The sequence below is a fragment of the Methylorubrum sp. SL192 genome (genome assembly GCF_026672325.1).
Classification (GTDB): Bacteria; Pseudomonadota; Alphaproteobacteria; order Rhizobiales; family Beijerinckiaceae; genus Methylobacterium; species Methylobacterium extorquens.
The window spans coordinates 1,384,108-1,408,490 of record NZ_JAPPQV010000003.1; the positions used below are offsets into that span (position 1 = coordinate 1,384,108).

Here is a 24,383-nt window from a genome sequence, read left to right on the forward strand (position 1 = left end):
ACGCCGCCGGCGTCCCGGAAAGCGCTACGGCCGGCCCTGGAATGCTCGGGGAGCATCCGGACCGGTCCCAAAAAATCTAAGCCGTCTCGCCCGCCACCCAGAGAGCGGGAACGAAGCGGTAGCCCGCGCCGTCGCGGGTCACGTATCCCAGCGCCGGGAACTCGAGATGCGAGCCGGCGATGAGGGTCTTCTCCGTCGCCACCTCGTCGAGCACGCGCTTGCGGGTCGCCCGCGCCTGATCCCCGTCCACATCGAAGGCGACACCCGCCTCCGGCTGCTTGAACTGGATCGCCGGCATATGCACCACGTCGGTCCACATCAGCAGGGACTTGTCCCCCGATACGATCCGCATGCCGCAATGGCCGGGCGTGTGGCCGGGCAGCGGAACGGCAGTGATGCCGGATACCAGCTCGCCACCTTCGTGCTTGCGCAGCCGCGCGCCGTAGGGCGCCACCGCCTTGCGGGCGTTCTCGAAATACGGCTTCGCCTCGTCCGGCGCCCGCGACAGAGCCGCATCGGGAAGCCAATGCGCGGCTTCCGCCGCATGCACGACGAGTTCCGCGTTCGGGTAGGCCGCGCTACCATCCGCCTTCACTAGCCCGCCCGCATGGTCGGGATGGAGATGGGTCAGAAGCACCGTCTCGATCTCCTCCGGCGCGACGCCGGCGAGCGCGAGGGCGGCGGGCAACCGGCCCATGGTGTCGGGGCCGAAATGGCCATACCCGGAATCGATCAGCACCGGCTTGCGGCCGGCACCGGTGACGAGGAACGCGTTGAGCGTGACGACCGGAGCCTCCGGACGGAAGCCGGCGCGCTGGAGCGCGCCGGCCTCGTCCCGAGGGACGCCCGTGACGAGATCGAGGGAGCCCTGAAACCAGCCGTCGTTGAGCGCGGTGACCGTGAGGTCGCCGAGGTTCCAACGCAGCGCGCCGGGTAGGGGCTTCGATCCGTCCGCCATGGGCTTCTCCGCTCGGGGATGCTCCGGTGTCGTGCGATCAGACGCGGCGGCGCTTGCGCGGCCGGCAGCCGTTATGCGGGATCGAGGTGACATCGCGGATCGAGGTCACGGTGAAGCCCGCGGCCTGAAGCGCACGCAGGGCCGACTCACGGCCCGAACCGGGACCGGAGACCTCGACCTCGAGGGTGCGCATGCCGTGCTCGGAGGCCTTGCGGGCCGCGTCCTCGGCGGCGACCTGGGCAGCGTACGGGGTCGACTTGCGCGAGCCCTTGAAGCCCATCGCGCCAGCGGACGACCACGAGATCGTGTTGCCCTGCGCGTCGGTGATGGTGATCATCGTGTTGTTGAACGAGGCGGCGACGTGCGCCACGCCCGAGACGATGTTCTTGCGTTCGCGCCGGCGGACGCGGGTCGGTTCCTTAGCCATCTTTTCGCTTTCGTCCTTCAATCACGCCCGTACTTCCAGGCGCTCGGGATTCTTTTGGGATTTGGCGGCGCGGCCTTGGACGACCGGTCCGCCACGCCGGCCCCGAAACGGGACACCCGGCGCGACGCGGAGGAGGCCGGGCGAAGCACGGCCTCCGAATGCCAAAAAATTACTTCTTCTTGCCGGCGATCGGCTTCGCCTTACCCTTGCGGGTGCGGGCGTTGGTGTGGGTGCGCTGGCCGCGGACCGGGAGCTGCTTGCGGTGACGCAGGCCGCGGTAGCAGCCGAGATCCATCAGGCGCTTGATGTTCATCGAGACTTCGCGGCGCAGATCGCCCTCGACGATGTAGTCGCGGTCGATGGCTTCGCGGATCTGAAGCACCTCGGCGTCGGTGAGCTGGTTCACGCGGCGCTCGGCGGGGATGCCGACCTTCTCGGTGATCTCCTCGGCCTTCTTCGGGCCGATGCCGTGGATGTACTGGAGCGCGATGACGACGCGCTTGGCGGTCGGGATGTTGACGCCGGCGATACGAGCCAAGATGTTCTCTCCATGTGGCGGGCCCGATCGGCCACGCCTCGTCGGATGAAAGCGCGCGTCCGGTGGAGGCCGGCCCCTGCGCGCCGCCCAAAACGACAAATCGGCCCGAAAGCGCGCTCCATGAGGCGCCCCGAACCACATCCCGCTTGGACGAAGGGGGTCCGCCTAGCGCGGGCCTGACGACTTGTCAACGCTTTGCAAACCGGAATGCGCTCAGCGGCCCGCAAGACCGTTGCCGCGGCATGAAAAAGCCCGCCCCGTCGGAACGGAGGCGGGCTTCGAGGTCTGCACCGTGGCGACGCTCTAGGAAGAGGCCGTCTCGCGGAAGCCGTCGAGGAGGGCGGTCACATCCCCGGTCACCACATCGATCGGCTTCATGCCGTCGATTTTCCGCAGCAGACCGGTGCCGGCGTAATAGTCGGAAAGCGGGGCGGTCTGCTTCCGGTAGGCGTCGAGCCGGGTCTTGAAGACCTCCGGCGTGTCGTCCTTCCGCACCGGCTGGCCGCGGGCGGCGGTTTCCTCGGCGCGCTTGGCGATGCGACCGACGAGGGCGGTTTCGTCGACGACGAACTCCACCACCGCGTCGAGGGCGATGCCCTTCTGCGCCAGCATGGCGTCAAGGGCCTTGGCCTGCTCGACCGTGCGAGGGAAGCCGTCGAGGATGAAGCCGTTCTTGGCGTCGGCTTCCTCGATCCGATCGGCGACGATGCCGACCACGATCGCATCGGACACGAGGCCGCCGCTCTCCATGATCGCCTTCGCTTCCAGTCCCACCGGTGTCTCGGCGGCGACCGCGGCGCGCAGCATGTCGCCGGTCGAAAGCTGCGGAACGCGGTAGCGCTCCACGATACGCTCGGACTGCGTACCCTTCCCCGCACCCGGCGGTCCGAGCAGAATGATCCGCATAGCCTCTCCCCGTCCTCAAGGCCCAGCGCCGGGCTCGTTCTTCATGGGCGGCGCGCCCACCTTCCTGAGGCCGCGCCGTCGTCACACTGCTGTGATGCGCAATTCCGGCCTGCGCGTCCACCAAACCTTTGTCGAAGGGTGCCCCTTGGGGCACCTCAGCTTGGGGCGCCTCAGCGGCGCCGCGTCGTGGAGGCGCCGCGCAGCTTGGCCTTCTTCACGAGGCCCTCGTACTGATGCGCCATCAGATGCCCGTGGATCTGCGCCACCGTGTCCATGGTGACCGAGACCACGATCAGCAGCGAGGTGCCGCCGAAGCCGAGCGCCGCCGAGGTGTAGGAGGCGACGATCTCCGGCACGAGGCAGACGAAGGTGAGGTAGGCCGCACCGATCACCGTGATGCGCGTCAGCACCTTGTCGATGAAGGCCGCGGTCCGCTCGCCCGGACGGATGCCGGGGATGAAGCCGCCCTGCTTCTTCAGATTGTCGGCGGTCTCCTGCGGATTGAAGACGATCGCCGTGTAGAAGAACGTGAAGAAGATGATCAGGCCGGCATAGGCGACCATGTAGAGCGGCCGGCCGTGGCCGAGATAGGCCGTCAGCGTGCCGAGGATGCCGGTCGAGCCCTGGTTGGCCGAGAAGCTCGCCACCGTCGTCGGCAGCAGCAGCAGCGACGACGCGAAGATCGGCGGGATCACGCCGGAGGTGTTGAGCTTGAGCGGCAGGAACGAGGACTGGCCCTCGTACATGCGGTTGCCGACCTGGCGCTTGGGGTAGTTGATCAGGAGACGGCGCTGGGCGCGCTCCATGAACACGATGAAGTAGATCAACGCGACCGCCGCGAGGCCGGCGCCGAGCAGGACGGCGGGCGACAGCGCGCCGGTGCGGGTGAGTTCGAGCGCGCCGAAGATCGAGGCCGGCAGGTGGGCGACGATGCCGGCGAAGATGATCAGCGAGGAGCCGTTGCCGATGCCGCGCGAGGTGATCTGCTCGCCGATCCACATCAGGAACAGCGTGCCGCCGGTCAGCGTCACGACGGTGGAGAGGATGAAGAACGGGCCCGGGGTGATGACCGCGTTCGAGCCCTGAAGGCCGAAGGCGATGCCCCAGGACTGGACCAGTGCCAGCACCACCGTGAGGTAGCGGGTGTACTGGTTGATGACCTTGCGGCCCGACTCGCCCTCTTTCTTCAGCGCCTCCAGGGTCGGCACGACCGAGGTCAGCAGCTGAACGATGATCGAGGCCGAGATGTAGGGCATGATGTTGAGCGCGAAGACCGCCATGCGCTCGACGGCACCGCCGGAGAACATGTTGAACATGCCGAGCACGCCGCCGGCCTGGTTCTGGAAGTTCCGCGCGAACTGTTCCGGGTCGATGCCCGGAATCGGGATGTAGGTGCCGAGCCGGAACACGATGAGCGCGCCCAGGGTGAACCAGATGCGCTTCTTAAGCTCGTCGGCCTTGGCGATGGCGCCGAAATTCAGGTTTGCGGCAAGCTGTTCGGCGGCTGAGGCCATGTCTCGTATCCCAGGAATTGCCGTCGGGACGCGTCTCGAACGGTCCCTGAAAGCGAAAGCGGCGGCCGCGTGCGAGCACGGGCCGCCGCTTCGGCGTTCGACTTAATCGTGGTGTCAGGCCGACGCAACCGCGCCTTCCGCCGCGCCGCGATGGGCGACGCCGGCGGCGAAGGTCGTGGTCACCGAACCGCCAGCCTTCTCGACGGCCTCGATGGCCGACTTGGAGGCGCGGGTCACTTCGAAGCTGAGCTTCGAGGTCAGCTCGCCGACACCGAGCAGCTTCACGCCGTCGCGGGCACGGGAGATGATCCCGGCCTTGACCAGCGCTTCGACCGTGACGGCGGCGCTCGCGTCGAGCTTGCCGGCATCCACCGCCTGCTGCACCCGGCCGAGATTCACCTCGTTCAGGTCATGGGCGTGGATGTTGTTGAAGCCGCGCTTGGGCAGGCGACGATGCAACGGCATCTGACCGCCCTCGAAGCCCTTGATGGACACGCCGCTCCGGGCCTTCTGACCCTTCACGCCGCGACCACCGGTCTTGCCCTTGCCGGAGCCGATGCCCCGGCCGACGCGCATGCGGGCCTTGGTGGCCCCTTCGTTATCGCGGATCTCGTTGAGCTTCATGGTGGAGCCCTCCTTACGCCGCGGCGTCGTCGAGGACGCGCACGAGGTGCGCGACCTTGCGGATCATTCCGCGGACCGAGGGAGTGTCCTCCAGCTCGGAAACGCGGTGCAGCTTGTTCAGCTTAAGGCCGACCAGCGTCGCACGCTGGGAGGCCTCGCGGCGGATCGGCGAGCCGATCTGCTCGATGCGGACAGTCTTGGTTGCCATGCTGCCCTCCCTTACGCGACGGCCGCTTCGGAGGTGTCGGCCGGGTCGGCGTCACGGCGACGGGCCTGGAGGGCCGACACCTTGAGACCGCGACGGGCCGCGACCGAGCGCGGGCTGTCCTCGTTCTTGAGCGCGTCGAAGGTGGCGCGCACGAGGTTGTAGGGGTTGGACGAGCCGAGCGACTTGGCGACGACGTCTTGCATGCCGAGCGTCTCGAACACGGCGCGCATCGGGCCGCCGGCGATGATGCCCGTGCCCTGCGGAGCAGCGCGGAGGATCACCTTGCCGGCGCCGTGGCGACCGTTGACGTCGTGGTGCAGGGTCCGGCCTTCGCGCAGCGACACCCGGATCAGACCGCGCTTGGCGGCCTCGGTTGCCTTGCGGATCGCCTCCGGCACCTCACGGGCCTTGCCGTGGCCGAAGCCGACGCGGCCCTTCTGGTCGCCGACGACGACGAGCGCCGCGAAGCCGAAGCGACGGCCACCCTTCACCACCTTGGCGACGCGGTTGATGTGGACGAGCTTGTCCACGAACTCGCTGTCGCGCTCCTCGCGGTCGTCGCGGCGACGACCCTCGCGTTCACGTGCCATATCTGATTCCTGTTATCTCACTGACGCGGATCGGAACGACCCGCTCGCTCGATGGGTCCCCTCCCCACGAGGGGGAGGGAACGCGGCGTCTTAGAAGTCCAGGCCACCCTCACGGGCGGCGTCGGCGAGAGCCTTGACGCGACCGTGGAAGATGTAGCCCGAGCGGTCGAAGACGACCTTGGTGACGCCCGCAGCCTTGGCCCGCTCGGCGACGAGCTTGCCGACCGCCTCGGCCGCTGCCTTGTCGGCACCGGTCTTGAGGCTGGACTTGAGATCCTTGTCGAGGCTCGACGCGGCGGCGAGCGTGCGGCCCGCGGCGTCGTCGATGACCTGGACGTAGATCTGCTTGGACGAGCGGAACACCGACAACCGCGGACGGCCGTTGGCGGCAGCTCTGAGGGCCCGACGGACCCGCGCCTTGCGACGCAGGAGGGCTTCGTTCTTGTTCGACATGATCGCCCCCCTTACTTCTTCTTGCCTTCCTTGCGGAAGATGAATTCGCCAGCGTATTTCACGCCCTTGCCCTTATAGGGCTCGGGACCGCGATACTCGCGAATCTCCGCCGCGACCTGACCGACGCGCTGCCGATCAATGCCCGACACCACGATCTCCGTGGGCTTGGGCGTCACGATCGTGATGCCGGCCGGGATCTCGTATTCGATGTCGTGGCTGTAGCCGAGCGAGAGCTTGAGCGCCTTACCGGCCATCGCGGCACGGTAGCCGACGCCCGTGATCTCCAGCTTCTTCTCGAAGCCCTTGGAGACGCCCTCGACGAGGTTCGCCACCTGGGCGCGCGAGGTGCCCCACAGGGAGCGGGCCTGCTTCGACTGGTCCTTGGGCTGCACCGAGACGGCGCCGTCCTTGAACTCGACGACCACCTGGGACGGGACGACGAACTGGAGTTCGCCCTTCGAGCCCTTCACCTTCACCGTCTGACCCGTGACCGTGGCGGTGACGCCAGACGGGACGGGGACGGGCTTCTTGCCTACGCGAGACATGTCGCTGTCCTCCGGATCAGAACACCTTGCAGAGCACTTCACCGCCGACGTTACGCTCGCGCGCAACGTGATCGGCCATGACGCCCTGCGGGGTCGAGATGATGGTGACGCCGAGGCCGTCGGCGACGCGCGGCAACTCGCCAACCGACGAGTAGACACGGCGGCCGGGCTTCGACACCCGCTTGATCTCCCGGATGACCGGGCGACCGTCGTAGTACTTGAGTTCGATCTGGAACTCGGTGCGGCCGTTGCCGAGGTCCTGCACCGCGTAGTCGCGGATGTAGCCCTCGGACTTCAGCACGTCGAGAACCGAGGCGCGCAGGCGCGAGCCGGGGGTCTGGACGACGTTGCGGCGACGGCTTTGACCGTTGCGGATGCGGGTGAGCATATCACCCACGGGATCGTTCACCATGGATGCCTCCCCTTACCAGCTGGACTTCACGAGGCCGGGGATGAGACCCCGGTTGCCGAGCTCGCGCAGAGCCACGCGTGAGATGCCGAGCTTGCGGTAGTAGGCCCGCGGACGGCCGGTCATCTCGCAGCGGTTGCGGATGCGGGTGGCCGACGAGTTGCGCGGCAGTTCCGCGAGCTTCAGGCGCGCCTCGAAGCGCTCCTCCATCTCACGGGACTCGTCGTTGGCGATGGCGAGGAGGGCTTTGCGCTTCTCGGCGAAGCGCTTCACCAGATCCTTGCGGTGGTTGTTCTTCTCGACTGAGCTTTTCTTAGCCATGTCTTTCTCCAGTGTCCGCGTCTAAGCGACGTTGCCGCCGCTTACTGCCGGAACGGGAACTTGAAATGGGCGAGGAGAGCCTTGGCCTCTTCGTCCGTGGTGGCGCTCGTCTGGACGACGATGTCCATGCCCCAGGTCTGCTCCGCCTTGTCGTAGGAGATCTCCGGGAACACGAGGTGCTCCTTGAGGCCCATGGCGTAGTTGCCACGGCCGTCGAAGGAACGCGGGTTCAGGCCGCGGAAGTCGCGGACGCGCGGCAGCGCGATCGTGACGAGACGGTCCATGAACTCGTACATGCGAGCCTTGCGCAGGGTCACCTTGCAGCCGATCGGCATGCCTTCGCGGACCTTGAAGGTCGCGATCGCCTTGCGGGCGCGGGTGATGACCGGCTTCTGGCCGGCGATGAGCGCGAGGTCGCCCGCCGCAACGGTGGCCTTCTTCGAATCCGCGGTGGACTCGCCGACGCCCATGTTGATGACGATCTTCTCGATCTGCGGGACCTGCATCGGGTTCGCGTACCCGAACTGCTCGATCAGCTTCTGCCGGACAACCTCGTCGTAATGCTTGCGCAGACGCGGGATGTAGGCGTTCTTGTCGGCCTCAGCCATCGATCTGATCCCCCGTGGTCTTGGCGAACCGGACCTTGCGCCCGTCGTCGAGGATGCGGAACCCAACACGGGTCGGCTTGCCGTTGGCATCGGCCACCGCGATGTTGGACAGCTGGATGGCGGCCTCCTTGGAGATGATGCCGCCTTCCTGGTTCTGGGTCTGGCGCTGGTGCTTCTTCACCAGGTTGACGCCACGAACGAAGGCCTTGTCCTCCTTCGGCATGACCTGGATGACCTCGCCGGAGCGACCCGCGTCGCGACCGGTGAGAACGACGACCGTGTCGCCCTTCTTGATCTTGGCGGCCATCACAGCACCTCAGGAGCGAGCGAGATGATCTTCATGTGGTTGCGCGCGCGCAGCTCACGCGGCACCGGTCCGAAGATACGGGTGCCGACCGGCTCCTTCTGATTGTTGATCAGAACGGCGGCGTTCTTGTCGAAGCGGATCACCGAACCATCGGCGCGCTTCACGTCCTTGGCGGTGCGCACGACGACCGCCTTCATGACGTCGCCCTTCTTCACGCGGCCGCGCGGGATCGCCTCCTTGACGGAGACGACGATGATGTCGCCGACGCCGGCATATTTGCGCTTCGACCCGCCGAGTACCTTGATGCACATCACGCGGCGCGCACCCGAATTGTCGGCGACGTCCAGATTCGTCTGCATCTGGATCACGGGAGTGACCTTTCCTTGTTTCAGGCGGGTTTCCGCACACGGACGGTATTGCCCGGCGGACGACGCCTGATGGGGATTTGAAGTCCCCGGCTCATGTAAGAGACCGCGCTATCGGCGTTGGAACGCCGGCGCGGTCACCGCGTACGAAGGGATGCGAGCACCCCAAGGACTGTCGCGAAGGCGTGCCCGATACTACGGACGCGGGCGCTGTGCAAGCCTGGAGCCGGGTGAATTCGCGCGAGCCGGCGGCTGCCGGAAGGGTCGCGCGGAGGATTTTCGGCAGGGTGCCGGGGTCGGCGGAGCGGGATCGGAAAGGCTTCGTTCGCCGTCCGCCGGGGCTTGGGCAGGGGCGGTCAGCAGCCCTTGCAGATCGAGCCCATGGTCTTGTTCATCTTCGCGTCCCAAGCCTTGTCGCGCGCCTGCGCGGCGCGCTGGGCCTTGAGCATCTGCTCCTGCGAGACCGACGAGATGTCACCCTGCGTCTGACCCGGGGCCGGCGGCTTGGTCTGGCCGGTCGCGGTGACGGTGCGGCCGGTCGGGGTGACGCGGGTGTCACCCACATCCTGAGCGAGGACAGGACCGGAGAGGGCAAGGCCGGCTAGCAGGAGGGCGGAGACGGCGAACGGGCAACGCATGGCTTCTCATCACTCCCTGGCGCAGGCCGCCGGAACCAGCGGGCTTGAGGCCGCAGCTTCGCGCGGCGGACAAGTCCGGGGAGGTTGTGTCAGGGAGCGACACCACGGTCACGTCCCCAGCCGCCCCATCCGCGCGCCTGGAGACTTCTACGTGGCACCGGACCGAGCCGGTCGCAAGCGGTGCGGCGGCCGTGCGGCCGCCGGTTCCGTGCGGATGCACACCGTTGTCGCCCACGCTCGGGCCTGGATCGGTCCTGGCGCCTCGCTAAATCCGGTCCGCTTTGGGGTTTGGCCTGAACCGGGGCTTTTCAGTGCGCCTCGGGCTGAGCGTCGGCCACCGTGCTGGCCTTGAGGTAGCTCGTCCGTGGCCGTTCGGTCGGATCCTCGAACGAGCCCGCCCACAGGCCGAGGCGCTTGCCCCAGGCCACCGTCTCGGCGCCGACATAGGCGGCGCGCCGGTTGCGCTCGGCCATGGCAAGGCCCTTCTCCGCCATCCAGGCGCTCAGGTCCTCCTTGTCCCGGTGGCAGACGGAGAGCGCACGGCCGTAGCTGTCGGTCTCGCGAATCTGGCAGGTGACGGTGGCATCCTTCAGGTGGGCGGCCAGCGCCTTGGCCGAGTGGGCACCGCAGGCATAGCCGTGGCCCTTGGCGTTCAGGCAGGTCTGTTTGAGGCCGGGCGCCGCCACGCCGTAGAGGCCGACGACGCGCCCGCCGACGACCAGCGTGTCGCCGCTCAAGATCCGCGGCTGACCGCTCACGCTTTCGCTGGCGTGGCCGGCGCCGATGGCGCCGAATGCGGCGAGGACGATGACGCTCAGACCGAGAAATCCCGTTCGTCTCATCGAAACACCATGAGTTTCCGACGCTCGACCCGGAGAGGCATCCCCTGCGGAGGCGTCGGTCATTGCTCTGCCGAAAACGCTCACGTGTTTGTCGTTCACGTGATGAGCAAACCGCCCGATCCCTCTCGCCCCGAAGGGCTTCGACAGGGGAGCGCGTCTGTCAGGCAACCTAAAGCATGGCTTATGCCCTTTTCGTGGCCTGCGGCATGCCGCGGTGGCATGCCGGTGTCGCGCCTGTCGCCGCAGGGCCTGCCTTCGGGGTCCTTAACCAAGAGCGGCCGTTCCAACGTGCCCGGCCAACTCTCGCACCGCCTGCCCCTGTCGGAACGGCGCGCCGGCCCTATCCTTCGCCGCGCCGGTCGGTTCGCCTCCCGGTCGCTTGCGCCCACCGAGCGGCGATGCCCCCAAACCGTTCGGCGGGCGTAAGCGTAGAGGGCGGCCTCGTCGTATGCATGAGATGCCGGCACACGGAGGGGGAACGCTCAAGACTCCGTGCGTCGGGACGTCGCCCGTATCCTCGGCTGCGAACGGGATCGCTGCGGCGGACGTTGGCAAGACAGGGCCGAGGTGTCGCGCCGGCCCGGAGCGAAGAGGGTCGGACGGTGGCGGTGAGCTTGGCAGATCTCGTGCGCGGGGCGGCCGCTGAGGCCCGGCGGCTCGCAGCCGGCTTCCCGGCGAGCGGGCGGAAGGACGACTTCCCCTGGGCCATCATCGCAGCCTTCGATGCCGATGTGCGGGGCCATGTCGAGCGCGACCGGCGGATCGAGGATGAACGCGACCGTGTTCTGATCGCCTCCGTCACCCTGGCCGAGACCTCAAGCGATGCCGAGGCGGACGAGTGGGACCGGGCGCGCCGGCAGCTCGTCAGGGCGGTCGATTACTTGGAGGAGACGGTCCTCCGCTTCGGGATCGTCAACCGGGCCGCGGCCAGGCGCGGCTACGGGGCGGCGGGTGACCCGGTCTCGACATCGCCGCAAGAATGACATTGCCGAAAGAACAAAGCCGGCTTCCTCTCGCCCCGGCTGACATTAAGCATTGAGCAACCGCATTCCGATACGCTAACACTTGCGCAGCAGAGGCTAGACTTGGCGCATCGATGCTACAGCCGATCGAAGCCGGTCTGAGCCGCCCCTGGTACCGGCTCAAATTTCCGGACGCGCTCGAAGCGCAGTACCGTGCCGAGACCGCCCGGCAGAGCGGGCGCTACGTGCAGTCCTGGCTCGCCATCTTCACCCTGTTCAATGTCCTCTCCCTCGTCATGGACCGGGAGGTGTTCGGTCCCGAGGGGTTCGTCGTGCCCCTGGCGATGACGCTGGGTGTCTTCTGCCCGGTCGCGCTGGCGGCGATCGTGTCCCTGCGGGGACGGCCGACGACGGTGCGCATCTCCGCTGCCGTCCTCGCCACCGCCCTCGTCGATATCGTCGTCGTCCTCAACAGCGCCCGTCTCGCACCCGCCCCGCATGCCGACGTCTACATCATCATCGCCACCATCGTTCCGCTGGTGGTCGGGCTGATCGCGCCGATGCCGTTCCGGCACTGCCTGTGGTTCTGTGGTGCCTCGTTCGCGCTCTATGGCGGCCTCGTTCTCGGGTTCGGCCTGTGCAACGCGGAGCGCAGCGGCCTACCCCTGCTGGTCTCCGGGCTGATCCTGGTGCCGCTGAAGCTTTGCTACTCCCGTGAATGGGAGGCCCGCAAAACCTTCCTCATCGGCCTGCGGGTGAAGCTCCAGGGCGAGGCGCTCGCCCGCGCCAATGCGCGCCTCACCGTGCTCTCCGAAACCGACTCGCTCACGGCCCTGTCCAACCGTCGCCACTTCTCGGAGCGCTTGGAGGCGGCATGGGCCCTCGCCGGCGAGCGGGATGCGTGGCTCGGCGTCATCCTCATCGACCTCGATCACTTCAAGCTCCTGAACGACACCGCCGGGCACGCGGAGGGGGACCTGTGCCTCGTGGCGGTGGCGGAGGCGCTGCAAACCTCCGTCGCGGCCCATGGCGGTCTGGCCGCACGCTACGGCGGCGAGGAGTTCGTGGCCCTGCTGCCGGAGGCCGACCCGTCCGCGGCGCGGTCGGCCGGCGAGGCGATTCGCGTGGCCATCACGGATCTCGCCATCCGCCATCCCGGCCTGCCTGCGGGAACGCCAGTGACCGTCAGCGTCGGCACCACCGCCGGGCGGGGGCGGACGCGCGATTTCGGCATCCAGGCCTCCGACCTGTTGAAGGCCGCCGACTTCGCGCTCTACGCGGCCAAGAACGAGGGCCGCAACCGGGTCGAGAGCTTCATGCCCGCCGCGAACGTGAACCGACAGGCCGGCGCCGAGGCCCGCGCCACACTCCCCTCCGTCTGACGTCGCTGACCTGCCGAACAAAACGCGCGCTGCCGCGTCTTCTCGTCCGGGGGCGGCCGAATGGTGCGGGCCGGAAGGAGCGACCGACGGATGCTGCTCGACGAGGAACGCTGGGCCGGCTCACGCAAGGCTGACGCGCGGGCCGACCCACCGTCCGACCTATCGGCCGGCCCGCGTCTCCGACGGCTGAGTGCGGGCCTCGCGGCGCCCGGTCCCCGGCTCTGGGCCCTCGTCGGCGGCCTGATTCTCCTCGATGCCCTCTGGCTCGCGATCGCCGGGATCGGCGTCGCCTGGAGCGGCCTGTTCGCGGTGCTCGGTGCGGTGACCGTCCTGCTCGGGCTCGCCTTCCTGTTCAGCGCCGTCAAGCCGGAACCCAAGCTGCGGGCCATGGCCCTGTCGAGCGCCTATCTGGCCGCTTTCACCACCGCGGCGGCCGTGCTGCATTACCTCGGAGCCACCCTGGCGATGCCCTTCGCCGATCCCGCCCTGGCGCGGGTCGAGGCGGCCATGGGCTTCGATTGGCGCGGCTGGGTCGGCGGCCTCGCCGCGCATCCGGATCTCTCCTGGTGGCTGGCGCTCGCCTACCATTCCAGCGGACCGCAAGTCGGGCTCGTCGTCATCGCCTTGAGCGCGGTGTCGCGGGTCTCGCGCCTCTGGGCCTATGCCCGCCTGTTCAGCCTGGCGCTGCTCGCCTCCATCGCGGTCTCGGCCTTGTTTCCCGCAATCGGGCCCTACGCCTATTACGAGCCGCAGGCCTATCCGCAGGGGCATCTCGAAACGGTCGGCGCCCTCTGGCATCTCGACGCGCTGCAGGCCCTGCGCAACGGAACGCTGCCGACGATCGCGCTCTCGGAGATCCGCGGCCTCGTCACCTTCCCCTCGTTCCACGCCTGTCTCGCGGTCCTCACCGCCTGGGCGCTCGCCCCGGTGCCGGTGGTCGGCCCGCTGGCCCTTCTCCTCAACGGTGCGATCATCGTCGCCACGCTCGGCGCGGGCGGACATTACGGGCCGGACGTGCTGGCCGGGACGCTGATGGGGGTTGCTCTGGTGGCCGCTCACCGGTTCCGGCGGCCGTTCTCGGTCGCGGGCGCAGGGGCCTCGTGCAAAGCGGTGCCGGACAGGGGCGTGGGGCCGCTCCCGCGTCCCCAGACGACGGGTTGACGCTTACGCCCAGAGATCGGGCGGGCGGACCGGCCTTTAGTGGAGATGAAGGAGCGTCGGCGCCTCACCCCGCATCGGCGAACAGGTCGAGCTGGGTCGCGGCAATGGCGCGGCGGCGGGGGCGGGGCGCGACGAAGCGTGGGAGCGCGGTGCCGGGCTTGCCGTAGAGGGCCACGCCGACGACGCGGCTGCGGTCCCCACTCAGCACGATCGACGCGGTATGCGGACCGGAGCGGGCGATGTCCTCGACGAGCGGTTCGGAGGCCGGAAGCTCGGCCAGCGCGCTCAGCAGATCCGTCAGGCCCGCGGCCTCGACACCCATGACGCGGAAGTCGAAATTCCGGCCGGCCCAGGTGTTGCGCGCCGCGGCGGCGCGGGTGGCCGAGAACGGGTTGTCGATGATCTCCGTTGCCGGATCGCGCAGGAACGCCGCGATGCGCTCACGCTCCGGAACGCGGTGCGCGCTGGCGAGCAACGCGGAAAGTTCGGGCTTGGTGATCGACACCGGGCAAGGCTCGCACGGCTTGACCGGCCGCGTCGAGCCTGGATCGGCTGAGCGCTGTGGAGAGCGCATCATCGTGCGGCTGCTCGAACCGGATGAGGCGGAGGCTCATCTACGCCCTCGGCGACAACAACGCGTTAGATCGCCGGGGTCCAGTATCGAGCAGCCTGCCCACACGCCTTCGCCCACTGGGGAAGCAACATGGCGTGCGGATCGAAAAGCTCTGCGGCCGATCAGCGGCCGGCGGATTTCACGGCCGCGGAGACGAGGTTCTTGGTAGAGGGCGCGGCGGCGATCACCTTCGCGGTCGACTTCTTCGGCTTCTTCGTCTCGCGGTTGCCGCGTTTCTTCTCGGTGGCCATGTCGATGGCTCCTTCGGGTTCGCTTGCGATCGTAAAGGCGTGTCGCGGCTAGTTGAAGACCTTCACCGAGACCGCCATCGGAAGATTTCCCGGCCAGTAGCGAGCGATGAAGCGCGCCCTGTCCCAAAGCTCGATGGGATGATCGTTGAGGAGCGCCAAGGCATGAGCCTTCGCTTCGGGGTCTGTTCTGGCGCGGATAAAGCGTCCGGGCCCTTCGGCGCCGGTACTTCCGACATCATAGAGACGATAGGACGACGACGCGCCGCCGTGTTCGCTCATTTGAATGATATTGGTCATGATCTCCGCCTGTGTGATCCAGGCGGGGACATGGTTGCCCTCAGCCATCGGAGCCTGAGGGTTGCTCTTCCGATGGTGAGATCATCCTGCGCTTTTCGGATGCATAAAGATAGTCCTGCGCGAGTCGCCGCAAAACTTAGCGGAAGCCCTGCCTTTTACGGCAAAGCCGCTTCAAGTCCTGGCCTCTCGCAAAGTCTCCCGGGCGTTCGATTGAGCCTGTCGAGGTCCGGTGCCGATCCGCGATCGTGATCACCGGAACGCATCGTCCCGCCCCCTGTTCTCTCGCCGAGATGGCGCGCTCACAGCCGCGCTGATGCAAGGGCCACCCCTGATGCCGGACAAGCTCAAGAGAACCCTGCTCGGCGCGGTCATCGCCGTGGCGCTCGCCGCGGCCGTCTCCTACGGGCTCATCACCCAACAGACCGCCGACAAGCTGCAGACTGAGGCCAACCAAACCCTCAACGAGGGGCAGCCGGGAAGCCCGCAGCAACAGCAGCCGGCGCCGTCCCCCGAGGCTCAGAATTCCGGCAATCCGCAGCCGACCCCGCGAGAGCCGACGCAGCCGAACCCCGCTCCTGCCGCCCGCTGAGAGGTGTCGCTCGTCCTCGCCGGAACCACGCGGCTGCAATCGAACGGCGCGGACCCTATCGTGGAGTGGACGCGCCGCGCGGGCGCCTCGGACGCCGAGGTGACGGCATCCGGCGCCAAGAAGGTCATCAAGCGGAAGCCCAACGGCGCCTCTTTGCAGAAGCCGCAGGGTGGTGATCGATCCCGGCTTTCGGCACCATCGCCCCTCTCGGCCGTTAATCCTGTGAAGCGCGGCTTACCGCCCGCGCACCCATTCCAGGAGCCAACCCGATGAAGCGGCTATTGCTCGTCTCTGCCCTCGTTCTTTCCCCGCTCGCCCTGTCCGCGACGGCCCAGGCGCAGGGGACCATCCGCGGCGCCGAACGCGGCGTCGAAGACGGCAACCGCGCCGCCGGCCCGGTCGGCGGCGTCGTGGGCGGTGCTGTCGGGGCCGCGACCGGCACCGTCGGCGGCGTGCTCGGGGTCGATCCCGATGCCCGTCGTGAGGAGCGCATCGAGCGGCGCGAAGAGCGGACCGTTCGCGAGCGTCCGGCCCGGTAATCGAGGCTGAAGAGAGCCGGGGGTGAGGACCGCTCCCGGCTCTTCCAAGAAGGCCGCCCGGTGCTCTCGAAATCCCTCTGGTGGCCTTCGATCGCGGATGAGGCTGGCTGTTCAGGCCGCTTTCGCGAGCCTGCGCGGAAAGCGCGGGGAAAACACCGGCCTGCCAGTATCTCACTGACGATACTTGCAATTTCAATGGATTGGTGCGGACGGCGGGACTCGAACCCGCACAGCCTTGCGGCCGCAAGATTTTAAGTCTCGTGCGTCTACCGGTTTCGCCACGTCCGCATCGGCGCAGCGGTAGCGGTCCGGTGAGGCCAGATCAAGCGGGTGGGCGCCAACCGTAGACCCAGGCGTAGCGCGCGCTCATCCCTTCGGGGCCGGCGCGGCGCATCACCATATCCCGGGCAAAGCTGATCAGCCGGCCGGCATGGTAGAAGCGCCCGTTGCGGCGGGCGGCCCGCTGCACCGCCCGCACGCGGGACTGGCGCGCCGCGGCGTAGGCCGAAAGCGCCTCGGGCACGCTCGCCTGGGCCGACAGGCTGGCTGCCAGCACCGCAGCGTCCTCGATGGCCAGCGCCGCGCCCTGGGCCAGGAACGGCAGCACCGGATGGGCGGCGTCGCCCAGAAGCGCGATCCGGCCCCGCGCCATCGGCCGCACCGCCGGCCGGTCCACCAGCGACCACACCATCCAGCTATCGGGAAGGGTCAGCAGCTCCGTCAGCGGCGGGGCCGCATCGGGAAAATGGTCGCGCAGGACCATCGGATCGCCGATCCGGCCCCAATCCTCGTCGCCCTCGCGCTCGGGGACGATCGCCACCACGTTGAGCCGCTTGCCGCCGTTGATCGGGTAATGGACGACGTGCCGCCGGTGCCCGAGCCAGAGCCCTGTTTCGGCGCCTTGAAGCGCCTCGGGCGCGGCTTCGCGCGGGATCACCGCCCGCCACGCCGCTTGGCGGTGGAGCCGCAACGGACGCGTGTCGAAATGCTGTCGCAGGCTCGAGCGCACGCCGTCGGCGCCGATGACGAGGTCGGCGTTGAGGGTCTCGGTGCGGTCGCCATCGATGCTGCGCACCGTCAGGCTGACGCCGTTCTCGGTCTCGCCCAGGCCCGAGACCTCGCGCCCGACGCAGAGGCGGATGCCGGGGCGCCCGCGCACGGCATCGAGCAGGATCGTCTGCAGGTCGGCGCGATGCAGGACGTAGTACGGCGCGCCGTGACGCTCGCGGATGCTCGCACCCAAGCGGATGCCGCCGACGACGCGGCCGGTGGTCAGCGCACGCACGGTGACGCCCGGCGGCTCGTCGCCCGCCCGGTGCAGGGCCCCGCCGAGCCCGAGGCCGATTAGCACCGCGCTGGCGTTCGGCGAGAGCTGGAGGCCGGCGCCGACCTCGGAGAACCCGGTGCGACGCTCGATCAGCGTGACGGAATGGCCGGCTCCGGCGAGCGAAAGCGCGGCGGTGAGGCCGCCGATCCCGGCGCCGACGATGACGATGGAGAGCGCCGCCACGGACGGCCCGGCCCGGTCAGGCCGCCTTGGCGGTCTTGTCGGGCGTCTCGTCGTGCCACACGCACCCGGCCGGCTCCGCGGTTCCCGGCTTCAGCTTCGGGTCGTAGCGGAACAGGGTCGAGCAGTACTGGCAGATGATCTCGGTCTCGCTGCCCATGTCGAGGAAGACGTGCGGATGATCGAAGGGCGGCAGCGCCCCGATGCACATGAACTCCTTCGAGCCCACCGCGATCACGGTCACGCCGGCCTGATTGTGGAAGTGGGGAACCGCCTTGTCAGCCATCGCACGTCCCTGAAACGGAGGTCCCCGTCTAGCGCGTTCGAGGCGGCAATCCTAGGGTCCCGCTTCGATCTGCCGATGGTCTGAAGACCCGCGAATGCGAGGAAGCGACCTTACGCGGGAGACGCTGACCCAATGCGATATTCTCTTGTTCGCGTCGCCGAACCATCCGATCGGCAGGTCTACCATGCCATCCGTCGTTCCTCGTTGTGGGAGGAAAGGGGACGTGTTGGTTATGACGATGCCCGGCCTGAGGAGCTTTTCCCGAACCACCACGCCCTGCTCTTGATGCGGGATGAAGCGGGCATCGGCACCACGCGCCTCGACGACCTCGGGAACGGGACAGGGATCGTCAGACTCGTCGCCATCACCGCCCCCCTTCGCAGGAACGGGCATGGCCGGGTGCTCGACGCGATGGTGGCGGATTACGCGCGAGCGCTTGGCCTCGGCAGGCTGTTCGTCAGCGCGGCGTCGGATGCCGAAGGGTTCTATTCGTCAACGGGATGGACACGACTGATGAGGGATGCGCCGGTCCTGCTCGGACAAGCCGAGAGCTTTGTGCCGATGACGAAGCGCATTCAAAGGTGAGAACGCATTGATTTGATTCGACGCCCGGCTGGTCGCCCCGCCGGTTCGATCCGTGACGAATCGAGGTGCGGTCCGTCCCATGAAACAGCGCCAAAGGCATTCATGCGCGGGCGCGCTCGGGTTGGCGCCGGCCTTGGGGCGGCGTAAGACGAGGGCGTCCGCCTCGAACGTCCCTCGCTAAGCGCCCGATCCCCATGAGCCGTGAAGAGCAAGCCGTCGCCGAAGGCGGGCGCCGCGCCCCGGAGCCGCCGATCCACGGACCGGAGGGGTTCGAGGGGATGCGCCGCGCCGGCCGCCTGACCGCGGAGGCGCTCGATCTCCTGGTCGAGGCCGCCCAGCCTGGCGTGACCACGGAATATCTCGACAAGCTCGCCTTCGAGTTCGGGATGGATCACGGCGCCTATCCGGCCTCGCTGTTCTACCGCGGCTATCGCAAGTCGATCTGCACCTCGATCAACCACGTCGTCTGCCACGGCATTCCCAACGACAAGCCCCTGCGCGACGGCGACATCGTCAACCTCGATTGCTGCCTGATCCTCGACGGCTGGCACGGGGATTCGAGCCGCATGGCCTATATCGGCGAGGTGCCGCGCAAGGCGCAGCGCCTGTGCGAGATCACCTACGAGGCGCTGATGCGCGGCATTCGCGCGGTGAAGCCCGGCGGCTCCACCAACGATATCGGCCGGGCGATCCAGACTTATGCGGAATCCGAGCGCTGCTCGGTGGTGCGCGATTTCTGCGGCCACGGGCTCGGTCGCGTCTACCACGACGCACCGACCATCCTGCACTACGTCGAGGCGAGCTACGACGTCCCGCTCAAAGCCGGCCAGTTCTTCACCATCGAGCCGATGATCAATCTCGGCCGGCCCGCGGTGAAGGTGCTCTCCGACGGCTGGACCGCCGTGACCCGCGACCGCTCGCTCTCGGCGCAGTTCGAGCACACCGTGGCGGTGACGGAAGACGGCTACGAGATCTTCACGCTCTCGCCCAAGGGCCTCGATCAGCCCAAGCCGCATGGTCTCGAACCGAACGGCCCGCAGGCCGACTGACGGCCCGCCGGGAGATGGCCCGCCGGCCGACCGAACCGCTCGCTCTGCCGGGCCTTGCCGAGGCGGTTGGTCCCGCGCCGGCCGACGAGACCCCGCACTATCACGGCCACCGCGAGCGCCTGCGCACCCGCTTCGCGCAAGCCGGCGCCGAGGCGCTGGCCGATTACGAACTGCTCGAACTCACCCTGTTCCGGTCGATTCCACGGCGGGACGTGAAGCCGCTCGCCAAGGCGTTGATCCATCGGTTCGGCTCCTTCGCCGAGGTCGTCAGCGCCGAGCCCGCCCGGCTCATGGAGGTGGAGGGCGTCAGTGCCGGCGTCGCCGCCGACTTGAAGCTCGTCGAGGCCGCCGGCCGGCGGCTGGCCCGCGGCGCCATCGCCGCGCGTCCGCTGCTCTCGTCGTGGAGCGCCCTGATCGAGTATCTTCGCGCCACCATGGCCTTCTCGGGCCGCGAAGAGTTCCGGGTGCTGTTCCTCGACCGGCGCAACCACCTGATCGCCGACGAGGTGCAGGGCCGCGGCACCGTCGATCACACGCCGGTCTATCCCCGCGAGGTGGCCAGACGCGCGCTCGAACTCGCCGCCACCGCGATCATCCTCGCCCACAACCACCCGTCCGGCGACCCGGCCCCCTCGGGGGCCGACATCCGCATGACGCGGGAGATCGTCTCGGTGCTCGATCCCCTCGGCATCGTGGTGCACGACCACGTCATCCTCGGCCGTGACGGACATGCGAGCCTGAAAGGGCTCAAGCTGATCTGACGCGTCCGGCCGTCCGGGTGTGCACCCCGGCCGGGACCCGCAGGGCTGGGTGTGTCCGGAGGCATTTCGCTGACAGGTTGCGCAAACTTGCAGCGGAGCGTCGCTCCCAGGAATAGGCTTGCGCGGGGCGTCCGCTACATCGACCGGAGGGTCGTCCCGTGTCGCTCGCATCGATGAGGGCTTGTGGCGATCTCCTGCCGGCGGCGCCTCGTGCCGCGGCAGCCGGGGTGGAGACGGTTTCAGGACTGGCAGGAAACCTTCCGGGTGGCCTGCCTCTTGCTCCGGCAACGCGAGACATCAGGGGGAATCGCGCGAATGGCGCACACGGCGTTCGACGAGATGAATGGGGGCGGGGCGGGGCAGCTCGAACCGGCGGCCGTGCGCGAGGCCTATGACATCCTCAAGTCTTGGCTCGACAAGACGCCGCCGGAGCACTTCAACACCCGCCGCAGCCAGGCCGAGATGCTGTTCCGGCGCATCGGCATCACCTTCGCGGTCTACGGCGCCAACGAATCGACCGAGCGGCTGATCCCCTTCGACATCATCCCGCGGGTCTTGACCAAGCCCGAATGGGATTTCCTAGAGCGCGGCCTCAAGCAGCGGGTCACCGCGCTGAACGCCTTCATCAACGACATCTACGGCGCCGAGGAATGCATCAAGGCGGGGATCATCCCGCCCGACCTCGTCTACCGCAATCCGCATTACCGCATGGAGATGCGCGCCTTCGACGTGCCGCACGACCTCTACGTCCACATCGCCGGCATCGACATCGTGCGGACCGGCGAGAAGGACTTTTTCGTGCTGGAGGACAACGCCCGCACCCCGTCCGGCGTCTCCTACATGCTGGAGAACCGCGAGGTGATGATGCGGCTCTTCCCCGAGCTGTTCTCGCGCCACCGCGTCGCCCCGGTCGAGAATTATCCCGACGCCCTGCTCGCGACGCTGCGCAGCCTCGCCCCGGCTTCCGCCACCCGCGACCCGACCGTGGTGCTGCTGACCCCCGGCCGCTACAACTCGGCCTTCTACGAGCACTCGTTCCTGGCCGACAAACTCGGCGTCGAGCTGGTGGAGGCGGGCGACCTCTTCACCAAGGACGAGGTCGTCTACATGCGCACGACCGAAGGTCCGCGCCGCGTCGATGTGATCTACCGCCGCCTCGACGACGATTTCCTCGATCCGCTGGTGTTCCGGCCGGATTCGGTGCTCGGCGTGCCGGGGCTGATGAACGCCTACGAGCGGGGCAACGTCACCCTGTCGAACGCGGTCGGCACCGGCATCTCCGACGACAAGGCCGTCTACAGCTACATGCCGGAAATCGTGAAGTTCTTCACCGGCGAAGACCCGATCCTGCACAACGTGCCGACCCATCGCTGCCGGGAAAAGGACGCCTTTTCCTACGTGATGGACAACCTCAAGGACCTCGTGGTGAAGGAGGTCAACGGCTCGGGCGGCTACGGCATGCTGGTGGGCCCGCACGCGACGCGGCGCGAGATCGACGAGTTCGCGAAGAAGCTGCGCCACGCGCCCGACAACTTCATCGCCCAGCCGACGCTCTCGCTCTCCACCTGCCCGACCTTCGTCGCCTCGGGCGTTGCCCCCCGCCACGTCGATCTGCGCCCCTTCGTGCTGGCCGGCGCCGACGAGATCCGCATCGTGCCCGGCGGCCTGACGCGGGTCGCGCTGAAAGAAGGTTCGCTCGTGGTCAATTCGAGCCAGGGTGGCGGCACCAAGGATACCTGGGTGCTCGATGCTTGAGCGCTTCGCCCGATTCTTTTGCAATCTTCAAGCAGGCCGGGCAGCGTCGGTGATGAAACACCGCGCATCTGCCGCCCTGGTCGCCAACGCGCCCGCGAGCTGACGCCATGCTGTCCCGGACTGCCGACAACCTCTACTGGCTCTCGCGCTACGCCGAGCGCGCGGATTTTCTGGCCCGCATCCTCGACGCGGCCCTGCGGCTGGCCGCCTTGCCGTCGAGCTATGGCGGGCGCACCTCGAACGAGTGGGCCTCGGCCCTGTCCTCGGCGGGCGATCCCGAGCTGTTCAAGACGCTCTACGATTCGGTCAACGAGCACACGGTCTGCAACTTCCTCGCCTTCTCGCCCCACAATCCGTCCTCGATCCGCTCCTGCATCGCCACGGCGCGGGAGAACGCGCGCTCGATCCGCACGGCGCTCACCACCGAGATGTGGGACACGATCAACGGCGCCTATCTCGAATTGCGGTCCTACGAGGGCCGCGACCTCTCGCGCGACGAGTTCACGCAATTCCTCGACTGGGTGAAGCGTGTCTCGCTGACGTTTGACGGCTCGGCCTACCGGACGATGCTGCGCAACGATGCCTACTGGTTCACCCGCGCCGGTACGGCGATCGAGCGGGCGGACAACACGGCGCGCATCCTCGACGTGAAGTACCAGATCCTGCTGCCGGCCTCGGAGCGGGTCGGCGGCTCGCTCGACTACTTCCAGTGGACGACGATCCTGCGCGAGGTCTCGGCCTTCAACGCCTATCACTGGGTCTACCGCGAGAGCATCAAGCCGGTGCTCGTGGCGGACCTGCTGATCCTCAACCCCGAGATGCCGCGCTCGCTTGCGAGCTGCTACCGGATGCTGGTGGAGCATCTCGATCTGATCGCCGATGCCTACGGGCGCCGCGGCGAGAGTCAGCGTCTGGCGAGCAATCTGCGGGCGAAGCTTCGCAGCGCCGACATCGAGCGTGTCTTCGCCTCCGGCCTCCACGAGTTCATCCAGGGCTTCATCGTCGAGAACAACAGTCTCGGCGCGGCCATCAGCGACCAGTATCTGGTGTGAGAGCGACCAACTGAAACGGCGTCCGCTTCGATGAAGCGGACGCCGTCAGAGCCGGTGCGGTTGAAGCTTCAGCGCCGCTCGAAGTGAAGCGCCGTGCGGTCAGTAACCGTACCGGTCGTATCGCCGCCCGTCATTGTACCGGGAGCTGCGATACGACCGGCCTCCATAGCCGCCGAAATCGTGCTTGCGCCGCCATCCATGGGCGGGCGCCCAGGGCGGCGGACCACCGTGATGGAAGCCGCGTCCTCCGCCGCGCGCCCAGGGCGGATCGGCCATGGCGGCCGAGGTGGTGCCGAGGATGCCGCCGGCAAACGCCAGCACGGAAAGTAGGGTCAGGGTCGGTTTGCGCAGCATCGGGCCTCCTGCGGTCAGGTGAGAGACAATCGGTCCGGCCTCACTGGCCGGTGGTCGCGCCCGTGGTGGTCGTCGATTTCACGGGTTTCGATCCGGGCTCGTGCGACATGGTCTTGGTGCGCGACTCGACGCTCTCCCCGTCGCGGACCTTGGTCTTGGTCTGCGATTTCGAGAACGTGCCGCCGTCATGGGCCATGGACTTGGACTGGCCGTTGAGGCCGCCATTTCCGGTCTCGTTCACATGCGAGCGGTCCATGGTCTTGCCGCCGGCCGCAGCGCCGCCGGTCGCCAGTGAGGAGCCCGTGCCGCCGTTCGCGCCCGTCGAGGTGCCGCCGGTGCCGACGGTCGAGGCGGAGGTGCCGCCGGATGCCGCCGAGCCGGCGCTGCCCGCCGTGGCACTGCCCTGCGCCTGCGCGAAAGCGGGGGCGAGGACGAGGCCGAGGACAGCAAGCGCCGTCGCCGCACGTGTGTTCGTCTTGGCAATGCTCATCGGACCCTCACTTCTTGCTCGGTACAGTGACCACGCAGTCGCCGTCACCGGTTGTCGTCATCGTGCTGCCGTTGCCGGTGCTCGAACTGGAGGCGGAACTGCTGGTCGTGCCGCTGCCCGATCGCGTCGTCACCGACGGGCCGCCGGTGGTGGAACTCTTCACCCCGTCGGGGCCGGCCGTGACCGAACTCGACAGCGTGCCGGAGGTGTTGGCATCGTCGGATTGGACGACCCGGCACGGCTTGCCGTTGGGCCCGGTCGTGACGGTCGTGCTGCCGGCGACACCGTTCGGGCCCGTTTTGACGGTGCTGGTCTGGGCCTGACTCGCGGCGATGCCGGCCAGAACGAGTGTGGCGCCGAGAAGCGGTCGGATCACACGTGCCATGGTGCGTCTCTCCTCAGATGATGAGTGTTTCTCACAAAACCCCCATGCACCCCGCAGCCGGAGCGGCGATGGTCGGCGCCCGGACGTTCTGCGAGGTGCTCTGAGACGGGCG

Annotated in this window: 35 protein-coding genes and 1 tRNA gene; 11 read left to right on the top strand and 25 right to left on the bottom strand. The window is 68.0% G+C overall.

The annotated features are described in order from the left end of the window. Positions 1–76: 76 nt before the first annotated feature. The 17 genes from OVA30_RS07170 to OVA30_RS07250 form a co-directional block, all read right to left on the bottom strand. On the bottom strand, positions 77–958 hold the full coding sequence (locus OVA30_RS07170) for an MBL fold metallo-hydrolase (RefSeq protein WP_268175036.1): 882 nt from the start codon (positions 956–958) through the stop codon (positions 77–79). 37 nt (positions 959–995) lie between these two features. Further along, on the bottom strand, positions 996–1,385 hold the full coding sequence (rpsK, locus tag OVA30_RS07175; RefSeq protein WP_003597118.1) for a 30S ribosomal protein S11: 390 nt from the start codon (positions 1,383–1,385) through the stop codon (positions 996–998). A 169-nt stretch (positions 1,386–1,554) separates the two neighbouring features. Further along, on the bottom strand, positions 1,555–1,923 hold the full coding sequence (gene rpsM, locus OVA30_RS07180; protein WP_003597120.1) for a 30S ribosomal protein S13: 369 nt from the start codon (positions 1,921–1,923) through the stop codon (positions 1,555–1,557). 303 nt (positions 1,924–2,226) lie between these two features. Continuing rightward, entirely contained in the window at positions 2,227–2,829 is a 603-nt protein-coding gene (locus tag OVA30_RS07185) for an adenylate kinase (RefSeq protein ID WP_003597122.1), read from the bottom strand. Between the two features lie 170 nt (positions 2,830–2,999). Further along, entirely contained in the window at positions 3,000–4,343 is a 1,344-nt protein-coding gene (secY, locus tag OVA30_RS07190; protein ID WP_003597124.1) for a preprotein translocase subunit SecY, read from the bottom strand. Between the two features lie 114 nt (positions 4,344–4,457). Beyond that, positions 4,458–4,967: a 50S ribosomal protein L15 gene (gene rplO / locus OVA30_RS07195; protein ID WP_003597126.1), complete on the bottom strand. Its 510-nt coding sequence runs from the start codon at positions 4,965–4,967 to the stop codon at positions 4,458–4,460. A 13-nt stretch (positions 4,968–4,980) separates the two neighbouring features. Next, the gene (gene rpmD / locus OVA30_RS07200) at positions 4,981–5,175 is read right to left on the bottom strand and encodes a 50S ribosomal protein L30 (RefSeq protein WP_012253651.1); all 195 of its coding nucleotides are present in this window, start codon (positions 5,173–5,175) and stop codon (positions 4,981–4,983) included. Positions 5,176–5,186: 11 nt separating this feature from the next. Beyond that, a complete protein-coding gene (gene rpsE / locus OVA30_RS07205; RefSeq protein ID WP_012253652.1) occupies positions 5,187–5,765 on the bottom strand; it encodes a 30S ribosomal protein S5 in 579 nt (192 codons plus the stop codon). 90 nt (positions 5,766–5,855) lie between these two features. Beyond that, the gene (gene rplR, locus OVA30_RS07210; protein WP_003597133.1) at positions 5,856–6,218 is read right to left on the bottom strand and encodes a 50S ribosomal protein L18; all 363 of its coding nucleotides are present in this window, start codon (positions 6,216–6,218) and stop codon (positions 5,856–5,858) included. Positions 6,219–6,229: 11 nt separating this feature from the next. Next, the gene (gene rplF / locus OVA30_RS07215) at positions 6,230–6,763 is read right to left on the bottom strand and encodes a 50S ribosomal protein L6 (protein ID WP_012253653.1); all 534 of its coding nucleotides are present in this window, start codon (positions 6,761–6,763) and stop codon (positions 6,230–6,232) included. Between the two features lie 16 nt (positions 6,764–6,779). Next, complete coding sequence (gene rpsH / locus OVA30_RS07220; protein ID WP_003597138.1) at positions 6,780–7,175, bottom strand: 30S ribosomal protein S8; 396 nt, start codon at positions 7,173–7,175, stop codon at positions 6,780–6,782. A gap of 12 nt (positions 7,176–7,187) precedes the next feature. Continuing rightward, entirely contained in the window at positions 7,188–7,493 is a 306-nt protein-coding gene (gene rpsN / locus OVA30_RS07225; protein WP_003597141.1) for a 30S ribosomal protein S14, read from the bottom strand. 41 nt (positions 7,494–7,534) lie between these two features. Continuing rightward, entirely contained in the window at positions 7,535–8,101 is a 567-nt protein-coding gene (rplE, locus tag OVA30_RS07230; RefSeq protein WP_003597142.1) for a 50S ribosomal protein L5, read from the bottom strand. After that, positions 8,094–8,408 (bottom strand): 50S ribosomal protein L24, encoded by a 315-nt coding sequence (rplX, locus tag OVA30_RS07235; RefSeq protein ID WP_003597143.1) that lies wholly within the window; start codon positions 8,406–8,408, stop codon positions 8,094–8,096. Before rplX ends, rplE begins: the two co-directional genes overlap by 8 nt. Next, positions 8,408–8,776 (bottom strand): 50S ribosomal protein L14, encoded by a 369-nt coding sequence (gene rplN / locus OVA30_RS07240; protein ID WP_012253654.1) that lies wholly within the window; start codon positions 8,774–8,776, stop codon positions 8,408–8,410. Before rplN ends, rplX begins: the two co-directional genes overlap by 1 nt. A 353-nt stretch (positions 8,777–9,129) precedes the next feature. Further along, positions 9,130–9,411: a hypothetical protein gene (locus tag OVA30_RS07245; protein ID WP_082289311.1), complete on the bottom strand. Its 282-nt coding sequence runs from the start codon at positions 9,409–9,411 to the stop codon at positions 9,130–9,132. Positions 9,412–9,719: 308 nt separating this feature from the next. Continuing rightward, positions 9,720–10,253 (bottom strand): thermonuclease family protein, encoded by a 534-nt coding sequence (locus tag OVA30_RS07250; protein WP_268175038.1) that lies wholly within the window; start codon positions 10,251–10,253, stop codon positions 9,720–9,722. A gap of 602 nt (positions 10,254–10,855) precedes the next feature. Here OVA30_RS07250 and OVA30_RS07255 point away from each other — a divergent pair. From OVA30_RS07255 to OVA30_RS07265, 3 genes are all read left to right on the top strand, one after another. Next, positions 10,856–11,236 (top strand): hypothetical protein, encoded by a 381-nt coding sequence (locus tag OVA30_RS07255; protein WP_015950887.1) that lies wholly within the window; start codon positions 10,856–10,858, stop codon positions 11,234–11,236. Between the two features lie 113 nt (positions 11,237–11,349). Next, positions 11,350–12,597, top strand: coding sequence for a GGDEF domain-containing protein (locus tag OVA30_RS07260; protein WP_015950888.1), 1,248 nt, complete (start codon positions 11,350–11,352; stop codon positions 12,595–12,597). Between the two features lie 90 nt (positions 12,598–12,687). Beyond that, a complete protein-coding gene (locus OVA30_RS07265; protein WP_268175039.1) occupies positions 12,688–13,758 on the top strand; it encodes a phosphatase PAP2 family protein in 1,071 nt (356 codons plus the stop codon). A gap of 64 nt (positions 13,759–13,822) precedes the next feature. Here OVA30_RS07265 and OVA30_RS07270 read toward each other — a convergent pair whose 3' ends face one another. The 3 genes from OVA30_RS07270 to OVA30_RS07280 form a co-directional block, all read right to left on the bottom strand. Then, positions 13,823–14,263 (bottom strand): hypothetical protein, encoded by a 441-nt coding sequence (locus OVA30_RS07270; protein WP_268175040.1) that lies wholly within the window; start codon positions 14,261–14,263, stop codon positions 13,823–13,825. Between the two features lie 230 nt (positions 14,264–14,493). Next, on the bottom strand, positions 14,494–14,622 hold the full coding sequence (locus OVA30_RS07275) for a hypothetical protein (protein ID WP_003597156.1): 129 nt from the start codon (positions 14,620–14,622) through the stop codon (positions 14,494–14,496). A gap of 48 nt (positions 14,623–14,670) precedes the next feature. Beyond that, positions 14,671–14,919 carry a hypothetical protein gene (locus OVA30_RS07280; protein ID WP_238508026.1) on the bottom strand — a complete coding sequence of 83 codons (249 nt, stop codon included), beginning with the start codon at positions 14,917–14,919 and terminating at the stop codon, positions 14,671–14,673. A gap of 331 nt (positions 14,920–15,250) precedes the next feature. Between OVA30_RS07280 and OVA30_RS07285 the strand changes: the two genes are divergently transcribed. After that, positions 15,251–15,508, top strand: a complete 258-nt coding sequence (locus tag OVA30_RS07285) for a hypothetical protein (protein WP_268175041.1) — start codon at positions 15,251–15,253, stop codon at positions 15,506–15,508. 269 nt (positions 15,509–15,777) lie between these two features. After that, positions 15,778–16,047 carry a hypothetical protein gene (locus OVA30_RS07290; protein ID WP_003597162.1) on the top strand — a complete coding sequence of 90 codons (270 nt, stop codon included), beginning with the start codon at positions 15,778–15,780 and terminating at the stop codon, positions 16,045–16,047. A gap of 201 nt (positions 16,048–16,248) precedes the next feature. Here the strand turns inward: OVA30_RS07290 and OVA30_RS07295 are convergent. The 3 genes from OVA30_RS07295 to OVA30_RS07305 form a co-directional block, all read right to left on the bottom strand. Next, positions 16,249–16,335: transfer RNA gene (locus tag OVA30_RS07295), tRNA-Leu, on the bottom strand. Positions 16,336–16,369: 34 nt separating this feature from the next. Continuing rightward, complete coding sequence (locus tag OVA30_RS07300) at positions 16,370–17,557, bottom strand: FAD-dependent oxidoreductase (RefSeq protein WP_268175042.1); 1,188 nt, start codon at positions 17,555–17,557, stop codon at positions 16,370–16,372. Positions 17,558–17,573: 16 nt separating this feature from the next. Further along, positions 17,574–17,840, bottom strand: a complete 267-nt coding sequence (locus OVA30_RS07305) for a zinc-finger domain-containing protein (RefSeq protein WP_003597164.1) — start codon at positions 17,838–17,840, stop codon at positions 17,574–17,576. Between the two features lie 132 nt (positions 17,841–17,972). On the opposite strand from OVA30_RS07305, the gene OVA30_RS07310 reads away from it, so the two are divergent. The 5 genes from OVA30_RS07310 (at position 17,973) to OVA30_RS07330 (ending at position 23,042) form a co-directional block, all read left to right on the top strand. Beyond that, positions 17,973–18,425, top strand: a complete 453-nt coding sequence (locus tag OVA30_RS07310) for a GNAT family N-acetyltransferase (protein ID WP_268175043.1) — start codon at positions 17,973–17,975, stop codon at positions 18,423–18,425. 194 nt (positions 18,426–18,619) lie between these two features. Next, complete coding sequence (map, locus tag OVA30_RS07315; protein WP_268175044.1) at positions 18,620–19,474, top strand: type I methionyl aminopeptidase; 855 nt, start codon at positions 18,620–18,622, stop codon at positions 19,472–19,474. 14 nt (positions 19,475–19,488) lie between these two features. After that, a complete protein-coding gene (gene radC, locus OVA30_RS07320; RefSeq protein WP_268175045.1) occupies positions 19,489–20,235 on the top strand; it encodes a RadC family protein in 747 nt (248 codons plus the stop codon). Positions 20,236–20,550: 315 nt separating this feature from the next. Further along, positions 20,551–21,990 carry a circularly permuted type 2 ATP-grasp protein gene (locus OVA30_RS07325; RefSeq protein WP_003597167.1) on the top strand — a complete coding sequence of 480 codons (1,440 nt, stop codon included), beginning with the start codon at positions 20,551–20,553 and terminating at the stop codon, positions 21,988–21,990. Between the two features lie 107 nt (positions 21,991–22,097). Then, positions 22,098–23,042, top strand: coding sequence for an alpha-E domain-containing protein (locus OVA30_RS07330; RefSeq protein ID WP_003597176.1), 945 nt, complete (start codon positions 22,098–22,100; stop codon positions 23,040–23,042). Between the two features lie 99 nt (positions 23,043–23,141). Here the strand turns inward: OVA30_RS07330 and OVA30_RS07335 are convergent, their stop codons facing one another. Further along, positions 23,142–23,396 carry a hypothetical protein gene (locus tag OVA30_RS07335; RefSeq protein ID WP_012253666.1) on the bottom strand — a complete coding sequence of 85 codons (255 nt, stop codon included), beginning with the start codon at positions 23,394–23,396 and terminating at the stop codon, positions 23,142–23,144. Positions 23,397–23,436: 40 nt separating this feature from the next. Further along, a complete protein-coding gene (locus OVA30_RS07340; protein ID WP_003597179.1) occupies positions 23,437–23,886 on the bottom strand; it encodes a hypothetical protein in 450 nt (149 codons plus the stop codon). Between the two features lie 14 nt (positions 23,887–23,900). Here OVA30_RS07340 and OVA30_RS07345 point away from each other — a divergent pair, with 14 nt between their 5' ends. Next, positions 23,901–24,209, top strand: a complete 309-nt coding sequence (locus OVA30_RS07345; protein ID WP_041357758.1) for a hypothetical protein — start codon at positions 23,901–23,903, stop codon at positions 24,207–24,209. Positions 24,210–24,383 lie beyond the last annotated feature (174 nt).

Excerpts from the sequence above, each read along its gene's own strand:
- OVA30_RS07245 (WP_082289311.1), bottom strand. The coding sequence starts at position 9,411 with ATGCGTTGCCCGTTCGCCGTCTCCGCCCTCCTGCTAGCCGGCCTTGCC.
- rplO (WP_003597126.1), bottom strand. The coding sequence starts at position 4,967 with ATGAAGCTCAACGAGATCCGCGATAACGAAGGGGCCACCAAGGCCCGC.
- secY (WP_003597124.1), bottom strand. The coding sequence starts at position 4,343 with ATGGCCTCAGCCGCCGAACAGCTTGCCGCAAACCTGAATTTCGGCGCC.
- OVA30_RS07250 (WP_268175038.1), bottom strand. The coding sequence starts at position 10,253 with ATGAGACGAACGGGATTTCTCGGTCTGAGCGTCATCGTCCTCGCCGCA.
- rplR (WP_003597133.1), bottom strand. The coding sequence starts at position 6,218 with ATGTCGAACAAGAACGAAGCCCTCCTGCGTCGCAAGGCGCGGGTCCGT.
- rpsN (WP_003597141.1), bottom strand. The coding sequence starts at position 7,493 with ATGGCTAAGAAAAGCTCAGTCGAGAAGAACAACCACCGCAAGGATCTG.
- OVA30_RS07310 (WP_268175043.1), top strand. The coding sequence starts at position 17,973 with ATGCGATATTCTCTTGTTCGCGTCGCCGAACCATCCGATCGGCAGGTC.
- OVA30_RS07330 (WP_003597176.1), top strand. The coding sequence starts at position 22,098 with ATGCTGTCCCGGACTGCCGACAACCTCTACTGGCTCTCGCGCTACGCC.
- OVA30_RS07275 (WP_003597156.1), bottom strand. The coding sequence starts at position 14,622 with ATGGCCACCGAGAAGAAACGCGGCAACCGCGAGACGAAGAAGCCGAAG.
- rplX (WP_003597143.1), bottom strand. The coding sequence starts at position 8,408 with ATGGCCGCCAAGATCAAGAAGGGCGACACGGTCGTCGTTCTCACCGGT.
- OVA30_RS07290 (WP_003597162.1), top strand. The coding sequence starts at position 15,778 with ATGAAGCGGCTATTGCTCGTCTCTGCCCTCGTTCTTTCCCCGCTCGCC.
- OVA30_RS07335 (WP_012253666.1), bottom strand. The coding sequence starts at position 23,396 with ATGCTGCGCAAACCGACCCTGACCCTACTTTCCGTGCTGGCGTTTGCC.
- radC (WP_268175045.1), top strand. The coding sequence starts at position 19,489 with ATGGCCCGCCGGCCGACCGAACCGCTCGCTCTGCCGGGCCTTGCCGAG.
- rpsE (WP_012253652.1), bottom strand. The coding sequence starts at position 5,765 with ATGGCACGTGAACGCGAGGGTCGTCGCCGCGACGACCGCGAGGAGCGC.
- OVA30_RS07170 (WP_268175036.1), bottom strand. The coding sequence starts at position 958 with ATGGCGGACGGATCGAAGCCCCTACCCGGCGCGCTGCGTTGGAACCTC.
- map (WP_268175044.1), top strand. The coding sequence starts at position 18,620 with ATGAGCCGTGAAGAGCAAGCCGTCGCCGAAGGCGGGCGCCGCGCCCCG.
- OVA30_RS07340 (WP_003597179.1), bottom strand. The coding sequence starts at position 23,886 with ATGAGCATTGCCAAGACGAACACACGTGCGGCGACGGCGCTTGCTGTC.
- rplE (WP_003597142.1), bottom strand. The coding sequence starts at position 8,101 with ATGGCTGAGGCCGACAAGAACGCCTACATCCCGCGTCTGCGCAAGCAT.
- OVA30_RS07305 (WP_003597164.1), bottom strand. The coding sequence starts at position 17,840 with ATGGCTGACAAGGCGGTTCCCCACTTCCACAATCAGGCCGGCGTGACC.
- OVA30_RS07285 (WP_268175041.1), top strand. The coding sequence starts at position 15,251 with ATGCCGGACAAGCTCAAGAGAACCCTGCTCGGCGCGGTCATCGCCGTG.
- OVA30_RS07280 (WP_238508026.1), bottom strand. The coding sequence starts at position 14,919 with ATGACCAATATCATTCAAATGAGCGAACACGGCGGCGCGTCGTCGTCC.
- OVA30_RS07260 (WP_015950888.1), top strand. The coding sequence starts at position 11,350 with ATGCTACAGCCGATCGAAGCCGGTCTGAGCCGCCCCTGGTACCGGCTC.
- rpsK (WP_003597118.1), bottom strand. The coding sequence starts at position 1,385 with ATGGCTAAGGAACCGACCCGCGTCCGCCGGCGCGAACGCAAGAACATC.
- rplF (WP_012253653.1), bottom strand. The coding sequence starts at position 6,763 with ATGTCTCGCGTAGGCAAGAAGCCCGTCCCCGTCCCGTCTGGCGTCACC.
- OVA30_RS07325 (WP_003597167.1), top strand. The coding sequence starts at position 20,551 with ATGGCGCACACGGCGTTCGACGAGATGAATGGGGGCGGGGCGGGGCAG.
- OVA30_RS07265 (WP_268175039.1), top strand. The coding sequence starts at position 12,688 with ATGCTGCTCGACGAGGAACGCTGGGCCGGCTCACGCAAGGCTGACGCG.
- OVA30_RS07185 (WP_003597122.1), bottom strand. The coding sequence starts at position 2,829 with ATGCGGATCATTCTGCTCGGACCGCCGGGTGCGGGGAAGGGTACGCAG.
- rpsH (WP_003597138.1), bottom strand. The coding sequence starts at position 7,175 with ATGGTGAACGATCCCGTGGGTGATATGCTCACCCGCATCCGCAACGGT.
- rpmD (WP_012253651.1), bottom strand. The coding sequence starts at position 5,175 with ATGGCAACCAAGACTGTCCGCATCGAGCAGATCGGCTCGCCGATCCGC.